Origin of the sequence: Mucilaginibacter terrae, assembly GCF_042679325.1 — a bacterium.
Classification (GTDB): Bacteria; Bacteroidota; Bacteroidia; order Sphingobacteriales; family Sphingobacteriaceae; genus Mucilaginibacter; species Mucilaginibacter terrae.
The window spans coordinates 269,494-285,576 of the sequence record NZ_JBHTMJ010000001.1; the positions used below are offsets into that span (position 1 = coordinate 269,494).

11 protein-coding genes and 1 pseudogene are annotated in these 16,083 nt (G+C 44.9%); 4 read left to right on the forward strand and 8 right to left on the reverse strand.

Translation table 11 applies throughout. From position 1 onward, the window contains the following. The first annotated feature begins 206 nt into the window (after nt 1–206). The 3 genes from ACFQ3S_RS01125 to ACFQ3S_RS01135 all read left to right on the forward strand — a co-directional run bounded on the left by ACFQ3S_RS01125 (nt 207) and on the right by ACFQ3S_RS01135 (nt 3,305). Complete coding sequence (locus ACFQ3S_RS01125; RefSeq protein ID WP_377160328.1) at nt 207–1,568, forward strand: cystathionine beta-synthase; 1,362 nt, start codon at nt 207–209, stop codon at nt 1,566–1,568. Between the two features lie 223 nt (nt 1,569–1,791). Further along, entirely contained in the window at nt 1,792–2,883 is a 1,092-nt protein-coding gene (gene aroC, locus ACFQ3S_RS01130) for a chorismate synthase (protein WP_377160330.1), read from the forward strand. Between the two features lie 122 nt (nt 2,884–3,005). Continuing rightward, nucleotides 3,006–3,305: a GIY-YIG nuclease family protein gene (locus tag ACFQ3S_RS01135; RefSeq protein ID WP_377160332.1), complete on the forward strand. Its 300-nt coding sequence runs from the start codon at nt 3,006–3,008 to the stop codon at nt 3,303–3,305. A 161-nt stretch (nt 3,306–3,466) separates the two neighbouring features. On the opposite strand, the gene ACFQ3S_RS01140 is transcribed toward ACFQ3S_RS01135, so the two are convergent. Both ACFQ3S_RS01140 and ACFQ3S_RS01145 read right to left on the reverse strand, forming a co-directional pair. After that, entirely contained in the window at nt 3,467–4,201 is a 735-nt protein-coding gene (locus tag ACFQ3S_RS01140) for a heavy metal translocating P-type ATPase (RefSeq protein ID WP_377160334.1), read from the reverse strand. A gap of 80 nt (nt 4,202–4,281) precedes the next feature. After that, a complete protein-coding gene (locus ACFQ3S_RS01145; protein WP_377160336.1) occupies nt 4,282–4,842 on the reverse strand; it encodes a helix-turn-helix domain-containing protein in 561 nt (186 codons plus the stop codon). Between the two features lie 63 nt (nt 4,843–4,905). Here ACFQ3S_RS01145 and ACFQ3S_RS01150 point away from each other — a divergent pair, with 63 nt between their 5' ends. Next, nucleotides 4,906–6,474: an ArnT family glycosyltransferase gene (locus tag ACFQ3S_RS01150; protein ID WP_377160338.1), complete on the forward strand. Its 1,569-nt coding sequence runs from the start codon at nt 4,906–4,908 to the stop codon at nt 6,472–6,474. A 108-nt stretch (nt 6,475–6,582) separates the two neighbouring features. Here ACFQ3S_RS01150 and ACFQ3S_RS01155 read toward each other — a convergent pair whose 3' ends face one another. From ACFQ3S_RS01155 to ACFQ3S_RS01180, 6 genes and pseudogenes are all read right to left on the reverse strand, one after another. After that, nucleotides 6,583–12,189, reverse strand: coding sequence for an alpha-2-macroglobulin family protein (locus ACFQ3S_RS01155; protein WP_377160340.1), 5,607 nt, complete (start codon nt 12,187–12,189; stop codon nt 6,583–6,585). 172 nt (nt 12,190–12,361) lie between these two features. Beyond that, nucleotides 12,362–13,267: a WD40 repeat domain-containing protein gene (locus ACFQ3S_RS01160; protein WP_377160342.1), complete on the reverse strand. Its 906-nt coding sequence runs from the start codon at nt 13,265–13,267 to the stop codon at nt 12,362–12,364. A 74-nt stretch (nt 13,268–13,341) separates the two neighbouring features. Beyond that, nucleotides 13,342–14,196: a class A beta-lactamase, subclass A2 gene (bla, locus tag ACFQ3S_RS01165; protein ID WP_377160344.1), complete on the reverse strand. Its 855-nt coding sequence runs from the start codon at nt 14,194–14,196 to the stop codon at nt 13,342–13,344. Nucleotides 14,197–14,233: 37 nt separating this feature from the next. Further along, the gene (hisIE, locus tag ACFQ3S_RS01170; protein WP_377160346.1) at nt 14,234–14,824 is read right to left on the reverse strand and encodes a bifunctional phosphoribosyl-AMP cyclohydrolase/phosphoribosyl-ATP diphosphatase HisIE; all 591 of its coding nucleotides are present in this window, start codon (nt 14,822–14,824) and stop codon (nt 14,234–14,236) included. A gap of 113 nt (nt 14,825–14,937) precedes the next feature. After that, the gene (gene hisF / locus ACFQ3S_RS01175) at nt 14,938–15,717 is read right to left on the reverse strand and encodes an imidazole glycerol phosphate synthase subunit HisF (RefSeq protein WP_377160656.1); all 780 of its coding nucleotides are present in this window, start codon (nt 15,715–15,717) and stop codon (nt 14,938–14,940) included. Between the two features lie 9 nt (nt 15,718–15,726). Further along, nucleotides 15,727–16,074: pseudogene (locus tag ACFQ3S_RS01180) on the reverse strand (endonuclease domain-containing protein); the annotation flags it as partial. Between the last annotated feature and the right edge of the window lie 9 nt (nt 16,075–16,083).

A 16,083-nucleotide genomic window follows, 5' to 3' on the forward strand; every position in this document is an offset into this window, starting at 1 on the left:
TTAAGGATTGAAGCGGATACCGGCCCGTGCTGTAAGGCCTGCAGGCGTATGAGCAAAAAGCCTGACCCATAGGGGAACGCCCATATTGCAGGAACGATAAAACTGTTATGTTCTGTTAAAAACAATCATTTAATATACCTTTATTGCACAATATCAAACTAAACTGCCACTTTTTCATTTAATATTCCCAATTTTGTCTACTAATTATGTGGAGTAATAATATACTGGAAACCATTGGCAATACGCCCATGGTTAGGCTAAATAAAATAACAAAAGACATTAAGGCTACCGTGTTGGCTAAGATAGAAACTACCAACCCTGGTAATTCTATTAAAGACCGTATGGCCCTGAAAATGATAGAGGATGCCGAGAAGGATGGTCGTCTGAAACCTGGTGGTACCATTATAGAAGGTACATCGGGTAATACCGGCATGGGGTTGGCTATAGCAGCAGTTATTAAAGGCTACAAATGTATTTTCACCAGTACCGATAAGCAGTCGAAAGAAAAGTTTGACGCCCTGCGTGCATTTGGTGCCGAGGTAATTGTTTGCCCAACCAATGTAGAACCTGAAGACCCGCGGTCATATTATTCTGTATCGTCGCGCCTGGAGCGTGAGGTACCTAACTCATGGAAACCCAACCAGTACGATAATTTGTCGAACTCACAGGCACACTACGAGCAAACCGGTCCCGAAATTTGGGAACAAACCGAAGGCAAGATCACGCATTTAGTGGTAGGCGTAGGTACCGGTGGAACTATTAGTGGCACTGCCCGTTACTTAAAAGAGCAGAACCCCGATATACAAGTGTTGGGTATAGATACTTATGGCTCGGTTTTTAAAAAGTACAAGGAGACCGGTATTATGGATAAAAATGAAATTTACCCATACATTACCGAAGGTATAGGCGAAGATTTTTTACCGCAAAACGTCGACTTTAGGCTGATAGATCATTTTGAAAAGGTGACCGATAAGGATGCCGCCTTAATGACCCGCCAGATAGCCATGCAGGAAGGAATTTTCGCAGGTAACTCCACAGGTTCGGCCGTGGCCGGTACTTTGCAAATGAAAGACCGCTTTAAAGAAGGCGATGTGGTGGTGATCATTTTTCCTGACCATGGTACCCGTTACCTGGGCAAAATGTATAACGAGGACTGGCTGCGCGAACGTGGTTTCCTGAAAGATGATAAGCTCACCGCCCGCGATATAATCCGCAAAAAAGAAAGCACGGAGATTGTAACCATTGACACCGAGAAGACCGTTTTGGAGGCTATCAACACCATAAAAAGCCTTAATATTTCTCAAATACCAGTTACCCAACAGGGCATGGTGATTGGTAAAATTACCGAAAGCGATATACTGGATGCTTTGTTAGAAAACCCGTCGTTAAAATCGCAGCCGCTCAAAACCATCATGACTGCGCCGTTCCCGTTTGTGGATTTGAATGCGTCTATTGATAAGATCTCGTCCATGATCAATAAAGAGAACATTGCCGTATTGGTAGAGGATGAGCAAGGTAAAATAGAGATCATTACGCAGTACGATATTATCAACGCCATTTCGGCGTAAGCTCCCGGCCCACCAACGGGGAGTATTTTCACAGATTATCATTGCGAGCGTAGCGTGGCAACCGCACGCGTTTAGATATACACGCGTGCGGTTGCCACGTCGCTATCGCTCCTCGCAATGACATGTTTTAAAACTGTGGCTCCGGTTTAAACAATTCCATAAAAAATTACATATTTGCTCCTTAGTCTTGATTCTGTATTCTTGACTCTATATTCTAACAATCATGGCAGGCAATTCATTCGGACAAATCTTTCGTATCACCACCTTTGGCGAATCGCATGGCGTAGCCATCGGGGTAATTATTGATGGCTGTCCTGCTGGTTTAGAGGTAGATATTGAATACATACAGGCTGAACTTGATAAGCGCAAGCCCGGTCAATCTAAAATTACAACCCAACGTAAGGAAGCCGATACCGTGCAGATCTTATCGGGCACGTTTGAGGGTAAAACTACCGGTACGCCTATTGCCATGCTGATACCTAATGAAGATCAGCGGTCGAAAGACTATGGCCATAATACCGATATTTTCCGCCCGTCGCATGCTGATTACACCTATCATCACAAGTATGGCATTCGCGATCATAGGGGCGGAGGGCGTTCATCGGCCCGTGAAACGGCCGCGCGTGTTGCCGCGGGTGCTATTGCCAAGTTGCTGTTGAAATTGCAGGGAATTGACGTATTGGCCCATGTATGCAGCGTAGGCAAAATAGATGCACCAAATATCAGCATCGAATCGGCCGAGGAGTTTATTGCTGTTCGTGAAGCCAATATTGTACGTTGCGCCGACCCGGCCACAGCCGAAGAAATGATTGCCCGTATAGACGAGATTCGCAAGCAGGGCGATACTATTGGCGGTAAAGTGAGCTGTACTATTACCAATTGCCCGGTAGGTTTAGGCGAGCCTGTTTTTGATAAGCTGCATGCCGATTTAGGCAAGGCGATGTTGAGCATTAACGCCGTACATGGCTTTGAGTATGGTTCGGGCTTTACTGGCAGCGAAATGCTGGGGTCGGAACATAACGATATTTTTGTCAAAGACACCGCCGATGAGGTGAAGACTATCACCAACTATTCGGGTGGGGTGCAGGGTGGTATCAGCAATGGTATGCCTATTGAATTTAAGGTAGCCTTCAAACCCGTAGCCACCATTATGACTAACCAAAACACGGTAGATGCCGAAGGCAATGCCGCTCAAATACAGGGCAAAGGCCGCCACGACCCTTGTGTGGTACCCCGCGCCGTACCTATTGTAGAAGCCATGGCCGCCCTGGTACTGGCCGATCATTGGCTGAGGAACAAGACGGTTAAGGTGTAACCATTCTCAAACTCGTAATTGCGAGGTTCGAAGCAATCTCTGCGTAGAAAAGTTGCCAATTACTCATCTTGCAGCGGTTGCTTCGTACGTTGCAATCACGTGTTTTTTACTATTATTATACAATGGAAAGAGGTGGCTGTGTTTATATCTTAACCAATAAAAGGCATTCCGTATTCTATACAGGAGTTACGTCCGATATCATTGGAAGAACATGGGAGCATAAAAATAAGGTCCATCCCAACAGCTTCACGGCAAAATATCATTGCGATAAATTAGTTTACTACAATTTTTATCATCATATTGAAGAAGCCATCGCCGCAGAAAAGCAAATTAAAGGAGGGAGCCGGCAGGATAAAATAGATCTTATTGTTAACCTTAACCCAGGTTGGAAGGATATATATGATGATCTTATTAATCAGTAACACAGCTTTATACTCTCGTCATCGCTAAGAAACAAAGCAATCTTCGCGTAGAAGGGTTGCCCGTTTGGTTGTCGTTCACAATAACTCACAGTTCATTGCGAGGACGCCACCCTGTCTGTCGTACAGAGATTGCTTCGTACCTCGCAATGACGGGAAGATACCTATAGCATCCACAACATAACCCCGCTCATAACTATCATCAGCCCATCCTCAATAATGGTAACCGTGCTCATAGGCAGGTTAAACACAGCACCCAAACAGGCGCATTGAATAGTTTTTTTGCTGAGTACGCTTTGTAACACGCCAATAATACTAACCAACATCACCACTAAGGTTACCAGGTTGGTAATCACCGGGTTCAAATTAGCCGCATAGGCAATCCCCAACCCTAATTCTATTAATGCGTAAATATAACCCCAGGCTTTAAACTTGCGGGCTACCACATCATACATGGCATAGCTATCGGCAAAGCCATCTAAATTAAGCAGCTTAAAAAAAGAGAATACTAAAAAGAAACCGGCCATAAATACCCGCATGGCTGCCATTTCATCAAAACCTAAAACCGTGGAACCGGCTATAACCGATACCAGGAACACATAGCCGAAGATAAGCACTATGGGCTTATAGGTTTCAAACCACGATTTCGTTTCTTCATCCATGCTGCCGCTGATGGCACTGCTGATGGCAGGTGCATCAGTCAACTGGTATTTGGGGTAATCTTTAAGCGCGGCTTGCAGGGTAGGAGTGCCGATGTGCTTGTCCATCTCTACCGTAACCTCACTTTTGGTAAGATCTACAGTGGCTTCCATTACATTTTCTACCTGGCTTAACAGGTGCTGAACTTTATATTGACAACCGGAACAGGTCATTCCGGTTACTTGATAGGTATGTTTCATTTTGATGTATGATTTATACCACAAAGATACGGCAGTGGGGCGGGGTTGCTTTACATTATTCGGGCCGGGATTTATGAAATTTACAGTTCTTCAATGTTGCGGCGCTTATTTTCTTTAATATGCTTGAAATGGCTTGGTGTTAACCCGGTTTCTTTTTTAAACTGGCTGCTTAGGTAAGCTACGCTACTGTAACCCATACGGTAGGCAATTTGGCTCAAAGTAAGTTCGTCATAAATAAGTAGTTCCTTAACTTTCTCAATTTTTTGGCTGATGTAGTATTTTTCTATAGTGGTACCTTCCGCTTCCGAAAACATGTTACTTAAATAATTATACTCATAATGTAACTGATGGGCCAGGTAGGCGGACAAATTTATACTCAAGGTATCGCTGGTATGATGAACCAATTGAATAATGAGGTTCTTGATCTTTTCCACCAAACGGCCTTTCCTGTCATCTATCAACTCAAAGCCCAGTTGCTTTAAGCGGGTATCTAATGCTTCCAGCTGTTCTGTATTGAGTTCTTCTTCAATGATTACCTCACCTAACTCAATTTGCTGCGGATGATAGCCGCTTTGCTTTAATTCGGCATCTACAGCCAGCTTGCAACGGTGGCAAACCATGTTTTTAATGTGGATTTTCATAGTATTTTATAGTACAACAGGCAAATTACCAAATACTTGGTTAATTTTAGCCAACTCCTTGCCATGTCAATATCACAAACCAAATCTGCCAAACATCTTTGGCCATTCGTGTTCATTTTTGTAGTTGTTAAACTGGTGTTTAACCTGCTTAGTGCAGGGCATTACGGCTTTCACCGCGACGAAATGCTGCACCTGGTTTTAGGCGACCACTTGGATTGGGGCTATATGGAAGTGCCACCTCTTATCGCACTTTTAGCCAAAGTAAGTACTACTGTTTTCGGGTCGACGGTTGGAGCTGCACGTGTTTTTCCGGCTATGGCCAGTGCCGCCATGGTATGGTTCACCGGTTTATTGGTAATAGAATTTGGCGGCAGGCGGTTTGCCATTGCGCTGGCCTGCTTATGTGTCATATTTTCGCCGGGAATGGCCGCCAGTGGGTATTTGTTTCAGCCGGTAGTGTTCGATCAGTTATGGTGGCTGCTGGCAGCCTATCTATCGGTTAAATATGTAAACACCAATCAGGCGCGGTATCTGTATTGGTTAGGAGCGGTTATAGGTTTAGGCCTGCTTACCAAATATACCATGGGCTTTTTTGCCGGAGCCTTACTGTTAGCAATACTACTCACGCCACAGCGCAAAATATTATGGCGAAAGGAAACGCTTATTACTGTAGCTATTGCCTTGCTTGTATTTTTACCGAACCTGTTATGGCAATATTTACATCACTGGCCGGTGCTTGCCCATATGCACAACCTGCAGCGCGAGCAATTAGACCATGTTAAACCAGCGGAATTTATTGTACCGCAGTTGTTAATGCATGCCGCTTGTTTTTTAATATGGGTTGCAGGATTTGGCTTTTTGCTGTTTCATCAAAGTTTACGTAACTACCGTTTTATAGCTTTTGCCTATATGATAGTGTTTGCTTTTTTACTTCAAATGAACGGAAAGGCTTATTACCTGCTGGCGGGTTACCCCATGCTATTTGCGGCCGGCGGCTATAGTTTGGCACTCTTTTTAAAGAATTATATAGTGCGTGCTTTGGCAGTTCTGCTTTTAATAGTCCCGAATTTATTGCTGTTTCCCATTGCGCTGCCTATTTTAACATTGAATCAAACACTCAGCTTTTTTAAATATTACCGGCAGCATGCCCCGTTCATAAATTTTTTGGTAACCTGGGAAGATCATAAAATACACCCGCTTTCGCAAGATTATGCCGATATGTTGGGCTGGGACGAAATGGCCGCCAAAACTGCTGCCTCCTATTACAGCCTAACACCCGAACAGCAAAAGCATACCATCATATTTGCCGACAACTATGGCGAAGCCGGTGCCCTGCATGCGTACCGTAAGCAATATAAATTACCCGACGTGGTATGCCTCAACAGCAGCTTCGCTCTTTGGGCGCCCGAAAACTTAAAAGCTAACTACCTGATCTATATAAGCGATGATAACGACATCAGCGATATGAAACCCGTGGTAGAAAGCTACAAAAGGATAGGTGGGGTTGAAAACGAACTTGCCCGCGAATACGGTACAGGTATCTTTTTGATTACGCACCCCTCGCCGGTGTTAGAAAAAGTTTACCAAATGCACAGGAAGGAGAATAGGCTGGAAAGCCCTCCGGCCCACTAAAAGGAGGGGGAAGTTTCTGCAATGCTACCCAACATCATTTCCGTCTTCGCAAGGTACTCTCGAATAAACCCCACGAAGACGGAAAATGTAGTTTAGAATAAATGGTCTTTACTTCAGTACTTCCACCCATTGCCCTTTTTGCAGGGCATTAATACTGGTATCATACATGGCTTCACAATACGTAGCCGGTAAATAGTAACGCCCGGTGTACGACGCGTTGAGCATGACGTAATACGTGGCTTCCTGGTGTTCGCCTAAGCTGAAGTAGGTGTTCACCCGGTCGTCGCGGATGTCGCGGTAATCCGACGGGGCCGATTTAAAAACTTCGTCATTGTTCATCATCCGGGTATTTAATATTTCCCAGCCCGAAGGGAAAATTTGTGTTAGTGCCATGTTAGCATACCTGCCCCGCTGCCCCGGATTTTTTAGGACTACCTGCGCTATAAAATCGGTTCCCTGTTTTAACGACGTTGGGTCGATAGGGGTCCCGTTCAGCATATAATATTTTACCTGCATCTGCAAAATATCCGGGTTAATGTTCGATGGCAGGTCTTGACCCAACGTGGGTTGCCCTTGCTGTATTAAACGGATGTACAACCTGTTTTTACCCTGGTTTTTGATCAACGCCTTACCGCCGTTTGGCGAGATGCCGGATTGCCATAAGTAGGATATGGCATTAACCCCGCTTTTTAAGCTGCCCGCTTGCACATCGAACTGTAAACGGCTGCCCGATTTATTTTGACCGCAATACTGCGCAATAGCCAGCAATGAGTAAGCGGTGGTTTGGGTACTATACCAGGTATTGGCCGAGAGCTTGGCTGCTACCGAATAAACCAGCTTGGCTGCTTTTGATTGTTGGCCTAAAAGGGTCAGCGTTTCTAAGATCATGGCTTCGTCGCGTACGTCGGAGCCATAAGTGTAGGCCATTTGCCGGTAGGGTTTAACTTCGGTTGGCAAACCGGCTATGAGGCGTAAGCCCGCTTCGGGCTGGCCGGCCAGTTTGTAGGCGGCAGCCAGTCGCCATTTGGCTTCAGGGCTTAAATATTTCAGTTCTTTCAAACGGTTCATGGCACCCAGTTCGGGCATGCGGGCAAGGGCCAGCAGGTATAAACGATAAGCCTGTATTAATCCCGAATCGTAAAACTCACGCACATCGGGCGACCAGTTTTGCGCTTTTTGTTTCTGGAATTTTTTCCATCCCTCTAAAATGCCAACCGGCAGCGTATAACCTTTGGCTTGTGCTTCCAATAGAAAATGGCCAGCGTAGTTGGTACCCCATTCGTCGGCATCGCCACCATCGGGCCAGTAGCTGAAACCACCGCCCGGTACCTGGAAGTTGTTTAAACGGTCGATAGCCGCCTTAATGTTATTTTTAGCTTCGGCTTGCTGGCGAGCGTTCAGGTCGATCAAATTACCCAGATATAACTGTGGAAATGCTGCAGAAGTAGTTTGCTCCACGCAACCATGCGGATATTGTACCAGGTAACTCAAGCGTTTACTCAGGTTAAGCGCCGGTATAGACGAAACTTCCAGCGTGGCTTTATTGGTGCCGCCCATGCCAATGGCGGTATAGGTGGTGTTCCAAACTTCACCGGGTTGCAACTCTTTTTGGATGATGCTGGTGATAGGCGGGTTAGGGTTACGTACGTTGAGCACCACATCAAACGCGGTGGTTTCGCTGCCGCTTTGAGCGGTGATCTTTACCTTGCCTACGCCTACAAAGTTCTTTACATCCAAATCGAAAGATACCAATTGATCGCCCGTTTTGGTGAACGTTACCGTTTTTTGATAACTGCTGCCCGGATTACTGAACGCGTTGGATTGAACTTTGACCATCACTGTTTTAATGTTGTTTTCCATAGCAAATACGGTTACCGGTAACTGTACCTTTTCTAACGGACCTAACACGCGGGGCAGGGTAGCCAGTATCATCAACGGCTTTTTAACGGCTACCGCTTTTTCGGCAAAACCATAACTGCCATCGTGCCCGGCTATTACCATTGCCCTAACAGAGCCAATGTATTGCGGCAGCGTGAACTGTTTGGTTTGCTTTTCGCCCTTGCCTAAACGGAACGGGCCTAAAAATTTCACAACGGGTTTAAAGCGGTTTACCGATACGTTTTTACCATTACCCACGCCGCTGCCATCGCCACCGATGCTTAATATGCGTTCCAGTCCGCCGCCAAAGGCACCTATCACATAGTCGAACAAATCCCAGGTTTTTACACCCAACCCTTCGCGGGCATAAAATGTGCTGTGCGGATCGGGCGTTTTAAAGTTAGTTAAATCGAGCAAGCCTTCGTCAACCAAAGCAATGGTATAGGTCATTTCCTTACCCGATGTTTCCGACACGGTAATGGACGACTGCGTTTCGGGCCTGATCTTATCGGGCATGGTAATTACCGGCTTCAATATCGTTTCGGGGTCTTCCACATCCAGCCCAATAGCGCCGTACATCCGTATAGGCAAATCATTCAGTGTTTGCGCATGACGTTGCAGCAGGGTAACCGTAGTAAAAATATTAGGTGCCATGCCCGGTTCTATTTTAAAGCTGTAGCGGGTTTGACCTTTTTCGGTATTGATCCAGGCTGTTTTAATGACATGGCTGCCGTTCTCTATACTGATGAGTGCCCGGCCTGCCGCACCGGTTGGTATGGTGAGCGTGGCTTGTTCGCCTACCTTATAGCTTTTCTTGTCGGATGTAAAAGACAACATGGCCGCCTCGGTAGGGTTATCCTGCTGTAAACGTTCCGACCAGTTAGGCCAATCTACATAAATAATTTTGCCGGTAGAGTGGCCGGTTTGCAGGTCTTTTACCCTGATGAGGTAACGGCCCCAGTTTTCGCGGGGCACTCTAAACGACCATTTGCCACGGCCGTTGGTTACAGTTACATTTTCGGTATTCACCAGCTTATTATACTGGTCTTGTGTGAAATTGCTTAGTTCGTTGCCGGTTTCGTCCCACCACCAGCGCCATTGTATTTTGTAAACTTCTACCTGTACGTTGCGGTTGCCGGCAAAAAACTGACCCTTGCTATTCACATCCACAATGTCAATAGTGTTGTCCTTATCGGTTTCCAGCATATTGTTCATGGCGCTGCCTTCAGGGGTTTTAATGCCCACGTAGCCGCTATATACGTTGTACGGCATGGTCATTTGCTGTATGCTGAAATTACCGCCCGGTTCAAACACTTTTACCAGGAAATTAGCACGTAACTGCCCGGGGGCTTGTTTTTCTACATTAATATCGGCATTAATGGTGGCATTGCCTTCGGCATCTAACCGGCCGTCAAAAACGGTTCGCGTTTGGGTATTAAAGGCCAGGGTAGGGTCGTCAAACTCGTAAGCATCCAGGTTTTTAAACACAGTTTTTTGTGCCGATACAAATGCATCCACCTTAGCTTTTAAGTTTTGAGCGATACCGCCAAACAGCCAGCGGGCGTTTAAGATACCACCGGTACTGCTGCCTTTGGTTAATTCCTGCTGGTTGCCAAAGCTCAGGTTAAGCTTGAGGCGGTTAGGCATAATGGTTTCTACCTTGATGGTTTTTTCAAACACCGCACCGCCTACTTTCACCTTAGCCCGCCAGTTACCAGTAGGGGAGCCGGTTGTGGTGGCCGTATGAAAACTGTAAAAACCATCAATGGATTTGGTGCGCGTTAAGCGGCTATATAATTGTCCTTGCGGGTTAAAAAACTCAAACTCCACCGGGTGATCTTCGGGCAGGGTTTTCTTTTTGTCTTCTAATATAAAGGATACAAAGATAGAATCGCCGGGGCGCCATACACCGCGTTCACCATATACAAAACCTTTTAATCCCTTTTGCACCTGGTCGCCGCCTACGTTAAAACGGGTTAACGGCAACGAACTGGCATCATCCAGTTTAAGGTAGCCTCGCTCGTCGCCGTTTTTGGCTACCAGCAAGTAGGGCTTGCGTTTCAGGTCGAACTTAGCCAAGCCATCCCCGTCTGATTTCACCGACATAATCACCTGTTTCTGATAGTCTAACAGGTCGAGCGTAACGCCGCTCATGGGCTGGGCATCCATAATATTGGTTACGGCTACCACCATGCTATTATCACTGCCGCGCTTGGCAATTAAGCCAATATTAGAGGCTAATATATTGCGGGTAGCCCAGCGGTCTTTGGTGTAGTAAGATAAGCTGCACGCATCTTCGCGCTCATCCCAGTTATAGCCCGATGGGTAATAGTTATCGTACCTCGACCAAAACTCATCATCCTCATCAATACCCGAACCGTTGCCGCTACCCTCTTCATCTCCCTCGCCGCTGTAATCACTGTTTTCGTCTTCATTATTGGTAGTAACACTGCCGCCTTTAGCCGCGGTACACCTGTATAAGGAGTACTCCTGCCTGAATCCGATAATCACCCTATAAATAGCGCCCGGTTCGGTACGCATGAGGTGGTCAACATCCAGCATAAAGCGGTTCTTTTTATTGAGGTTGAGCCCTTTATCAGTATCCAGCCGGATGGTTTTTTGCAGCACAGGTTTACCTACCTGCCTTAACTCGTAATTGCCATCGAAACCGTTATTTTGAAAATACTGCGGAATATTGTTCTCATAGATCTTAATAATGCTCACATCTACCGCGCTCAAATTAACGGCTTCAAAGGGCATCATTAACCGGCCCGAATCGGGCAGAATAACACCTTTACCCGGAATGGTTACCGATGGCAGGCGGTTCTCAAAAAATACGTTTGCGGTAAAAGCCTGGGTTGTTTTTTTGTGCGTAATATCTTCAATGCCCTCATTGGCGAAAGCGGCATAGTTGCCTTCCAGTTTGTTAGCACCATATACCTTAATGGTACTGCCTTCAATGGTGTAGGCGGCATCGGCCACAGTACCAATGCCGGTTAAACCGTTAAGTTCCTGGCCTACCATTATTGGGTTAGAGAGTTGTACAAGCACGTATTGTTCCTGATCCTGCACGGCACGGATAGCCAGCACTTTAAAGTCGCCTATTTTAGGAATGTCGAAATCGCTGCTTTGGCTTTCGTTGATACCCAAAGCATCGCCATTATAAGCTACCGCCAGTTTTGTAGGTGCCGTTGCCGAACGCTTAATGTTGTTTATAGTGAAATTGTGCGTACGGGTAACCTCGTTATGCTGCCAGGTAACTGGTGTGGCCGAAGGGTAGGAGGCCGTAATAATTTTTTCAACCTTAGCCGGGTCTTCCACATCGGCGGTTTGAATGCTGCCGGTAAATTTCATTTTATCCAGCGAGGTATTGGTGGCTGTTTGCAGCCCACCATAATCAACCGTAAAATCGGGTCTAATAGTTTCAAACGTGAACTTAAATTCTTTCAGGTCGCCGGGTACATCGGTAACGTCGCCCAGCGCAAATTCTACCTCGTAAGCTTTATTGGGCTGCATACCTTCTTCTGGCTTAAATTCTATGGTTTGCGCATCTACCCAGTAAGCCTTACCTTTTACCGTTGGCGAAAAATCGAAAACACCGTCTTTTAAAGCCTCATTTTTGGCGTGACTGGTTTGTACCTGGTTAGATAGTTTGATGCGGATGGCGCTCTGCCGGGAGATAACACCCGTGGTGTACGACTCGATGTACTTGCTGAAAGCTGGATCGATCTTGTTTTTACCCCGCTTGTTCATGATGATGACCAGTGCGATAATGATACAAGACATAGCCAGGCTAATAGCTAAAAGCCTTTTTGCCTTGGGCGAAAGATTTGCCATACGGTTGATTTTTGGTGTAGATAGATATTGCTGAAATGTAGAAAGTATTTATAAACAATACAATAGCCAGGGAAGGTTTATCTGCATCTTTTTTCAGCAAATTATTAAATGTAGCGGATATTAAACTTTTGTCAGCATCAGCAATCATTCAAGTAGATTTATTCAATTGGAGCTAAAACTCCATATCCCAGGCGATAATGCGTTTATCATCACCGGTGGATAACAACTGGTTACCGTTCCAGGCCAGTTTGTTTACCGATAACTGGTGACTGGCGTAACCCTTATCCCGGCTGATGACCTTGTATAATTTAAAATCATCTGCACCCCATATCTTGATGCTTTTGTCCATGCTGGCCGATGCGAAATAGGGTTGTTCGGGATGGAAAAGGATATGATTCACAGCAAACAGGTGCGCTGCGATACTTTGTTTAAGTGTTAATGTAGCCGGATCCCAAACTTTGATCTGTGCATCGCGGGAGCCGGATAGCAGGTATTGTCTATCGGGTGAGTACTGTACTGTAAAAACGGCCATACTATGGTCTTTCAACGTATTAATAAAGCCGTAGTCTGTTAAACTGTAAATGCGTACCCTATTATCCCGACAGCCAAATGCTACCTGTTGCTCATCAGGTGAAATACTGATACTACGAATGGTATCGGAACTTACCTGAATAGTATGAACAAATTTCAGCGTGTTTAAATTCCAGATGCTTACCGCACCATCTTCGGCGGCAACAAGCAATTCCTGCTTACCAGCAACCGACTTTATATCAAAAATTGGTTTAGTATGCTGTTTAAGTGTGGCTATAACTTTTTGCTGAATAAAATCGAACACCAGCACGCTGCCGTTGCGTAAACCAGCAAACATCAAGGGGTACCCGGCAGGACAATGGATAGCATATACTGAAGCTGCAACCGGGAACATCACTTTAATAAAAGCTTGTTTGCCAAGGTCCCATTCCACCAAGCCCTTATCGTTACCGGCGCTAAACAGTATTCCCGGCTTCTGCGAAAGTTCGAGGGCGAAGATGGGGTTTTGGTGCCCCGTTAGTTCGAATGCTTTTTTAACGGAGATCATGTATAAGTTCTTATAATGTAAGAAAGCAAAAATATTTTGCTGCTATGTTGATCGGTTGTGTATTTAATAAATATCTACTCGATAGCATTATCATAAACAGCTTTAGCTATCCGTGCAATAACCGATTCGCGCATAGCCAGGTCAACTTTAGAATTGCTTATAAATATGGCAACGGCAACATGCTTACCGTTAGGTAGGGTAATAATACCTACATCATTGGTAGCTGCGGTAATTCCTGCTGCGTTAGTGCCAGATCGTCCCGTTTTATGATAAACAACCGTATTTTTTGGCAGTAACCCTTTTATTTGATTTGGCCCGGTTGAGGTTGCCTGCATTATTTGCCACAGATAAGCGTGGCTGCTTTTAGAAAGAAAATTGCTCTTAAAACTTATATCCAGTAAATGCGCTATGGCATTTGGTTCGCACCAATTGTTAAACTGAACGTTCCATGCAGTTGCCATTTGTGCCTCAGAAGCTTTTATTGCAATATTTTTTATGCCGATCTGGTGCATGTACGCTTCTGCTTTTTCCGGCCCACCCAACACTTTAAGCAATATATCGCAAGCGTTGTTATCGCTTAACGATACCATGTAACTTAATAATTCGCTAATAGATATATCAACATTGCCGTTTGGAAATTTATCTCCTAAAGGACTGTATGTTTTAGGTAAATCGTTTTTAGTGATATGGATCAGTTGATTCAAAGCCAATTTGTGCTGATCTACAGCATGCAGTACTGTAATGGCAATAGGGAATTTCATTACACTTTGCATAGGCAATTTGCTGTTGCCGTTAAAGGACAATGTATCGCGGGTATCTAAATTTATAATAGATATTCCAACTGTGCCTTGAGCGTCTTTAGCGATATTGGAAATATTATTGCGAAGTGTGCTTAATTGGGCATTTACATTTAATCCAATACAAATCAAAAAAATGCAAAAAATCACTGCTCTTAACATAGTAAGTTTACTTATGCCTTCCCTCTAAATTTTTAGCGATAGTTTCTAAACTCAATCCCTTTTCGCGGAGTAAAACCAACAGGTGAAATACCAGATCTGATGCTTCGCCAATCAATTCGGATTCGGTTTCTGCAAGGGCGGCTATAACCACCTCCACACCTTCTTCACCAACTTTTTGGGCTATTTTGTTAAGCCCTTTTTTGCGGAGTTTGTTTATGTATGAGCCTTCCTGTGGATTTATGTACCTGTCTTCAATAATGTTTTCCAGTTCCAGTATAAAGTTTTGATTGTAAGCAGTTTGAAAACAGCTACGTGCGCCGGTATGGCAGGTTGGTCCATCGGGTTTGGCTTTAATAAGGATGGTGTCATTATCACAATCAACGTGAATGCTTTTTACATGCAAAAAGTTGTTGCTGGTCTCGCCTTTTGTCCACAAGCGGTTTTTGCTGCGCGAGTAAAAGGTAACTACTTTATCCTGAATAGTTTTGTCGTAAGCTTCCTGGTTCATGTAACCTAACATGAGTACTTCTAGGGTTTGCTCATCTTGTATAACCACCGGCACTAAGCCATCGGGTGATTTGGTGAAATCTATTTGCATTGGTTGTTTTTTACGCCAACTACGTGGCACTCGTTTGTCATACTGAGCTTGTCGAAGTATCAGCGTGCTAAGTTTTCTACAAGCTCATACTCTGACAGTTGTAATAATTAACTTTATCTCACTTCAATACGATGCGTTCTTAGCACATCTTTTAAATCCGGTATCAAAATCTCTCCATAATGAAACACCGAAGCTGCCAAAGCTGCATCTACGTTGGTTTGCTTGAACACATCTACAAAATGCTGAACACTTCCTGCACCGCCCGAGGCAATCACCGGGATCCGTACTGCATCGTTCACTACTTTGAGCAAGCCATGATCGAACCCTGCCTTAGTGCCATCGTGATCCATCGAAGTAAGCAGGATTTCGCCCGCGCCACGGCTTTCGGCTTCTTTGATCCAGGTCAATGTTTCTTTGTCAGTAGCTATACGTCCGCCGTTTAAATGTACAATGTTGGTATTGGCCACATGCCGGGTATCAACCGCCACAATTACGAACTGTACGCCAAATGCTTTAGCCAGCTCATCAATTAAAGCGGGATTACGAACGGCAGCTGAATTGATGGAGATCTTATCGGCACCGGCATTCAGTAAAGCATCGGCATCTGCAATTTCATTAATACCGCCGCCAATGGTGAAAGGGATATTAATTTGACGTGCTACAGATTTCACCAGTTCCACCAGTGTTTTTCGTTTTTCGTGTGTGGCGGTAATATCCAGGAAAACCAATTCGTCTGCACCCTGTTGCGAATAGTTCCAGGCCAGTTCTACCGGGTCGCCGGCATCGCGCAGGTCAACAAAGTTCACACCTTTTACAGTTCGACCGTCCTTAACGTCGAGGCATGGGATGATGCGCTTGGCTAAGCCCCCCGGCCCCCTAAAGGGGGAGGCAATAGCATCTTTAATTTGCTCCAAAACTTTTTCTATTGTAGTAAAAATCTGATTATTAATAAATCTTAGTACTTTAAAACCTTTGTTCGTTAAATAAGTTTCCCTTTCAATATCATTAGCAGCTACTTATGGTTCTAAATGAATACTTCCATCGACCTCAATAATTATTTTGTGTTGATGGCAATAGAAGTCGGCTATGTATGTTTATAAAGGGTGCTGTCTCCTAAACTTAGCACCGAGCTGCTTCCCCCTTAAGTGCATCCACAAAATGGTTTCAGCCGTCGTAGGGTTATTACGTAATAGCTCTGCATTTTTAAATATCAAATGGTTTGCACCTAATGACATTCTACTTTTTTTCATACTGATTTT

Bases quoted from the DNA above. Each gene is read 5' to 3' on its own strand.
- ACFQ3S_RS01160 (WP_377160342.1), bottom strand. From the start codon at position 13,267: ATGATCTCCGTTAAAAAAGCATTCGAACTAACGGGGCACCAAAACCCC.
- ACFQ3S_RS01125 (WP_377160328.1), top strand. From the start codon at position 207: ATGTGGAGTAATAATATACTGGAAACCATTGGCAATACGCCCATGGTT.
- ACFQ3S_RS01155 (WP_377160340.1), bottom strand. From the start codon at position 12,189: ATGGCAAATCTTTCGCCCAAGGCAAAAAGGCTTTTAGCTATTAGCCTG.
- hisIE (WP_377160346.1), bottom strand. From the start codon at position 14,824: ATGCAAATAGATTTCACCAAATCACCCGATGGCTTAGTGCCGGTGGTT.
- ACFQ3S_RS01140 (WP_377160334.1), bottom strand. From the start codon at position 4,201: ATGAAACATACCTATCAAGTAACCGGAATGACCTGTTCCGGTTGTCAA.
- ACFQ3S_RS01150 (WP_377160338.1), top strand. From the start codon at position 4,906: ATGTCAATATCACAAACCAAATCTGCCAAACATCTTTGGCCATTCGTG.
- ACFQ3S_RS01135 (WP_377160332.1), top strand. From the start codon at position 3,006: ATGGAAAGAGGTGGCTGTGTTTATATCTTAACCAATAAAAGGCATTCC.
- aroC (WP_377160330.1), top strand. From the start codon at position 1,792: ATGGCAGGCAATTCATTCGGACAAATCTTTCGTATCACCACCTTTGGC.
- ACFQ3S_RS01145 (WP_377160336.1), bottom strand. From the start codon at position 4,842: ATGAAAATCCACATTAAAAACATGGTTTGCCACCGTTGCAAGCTGGCT.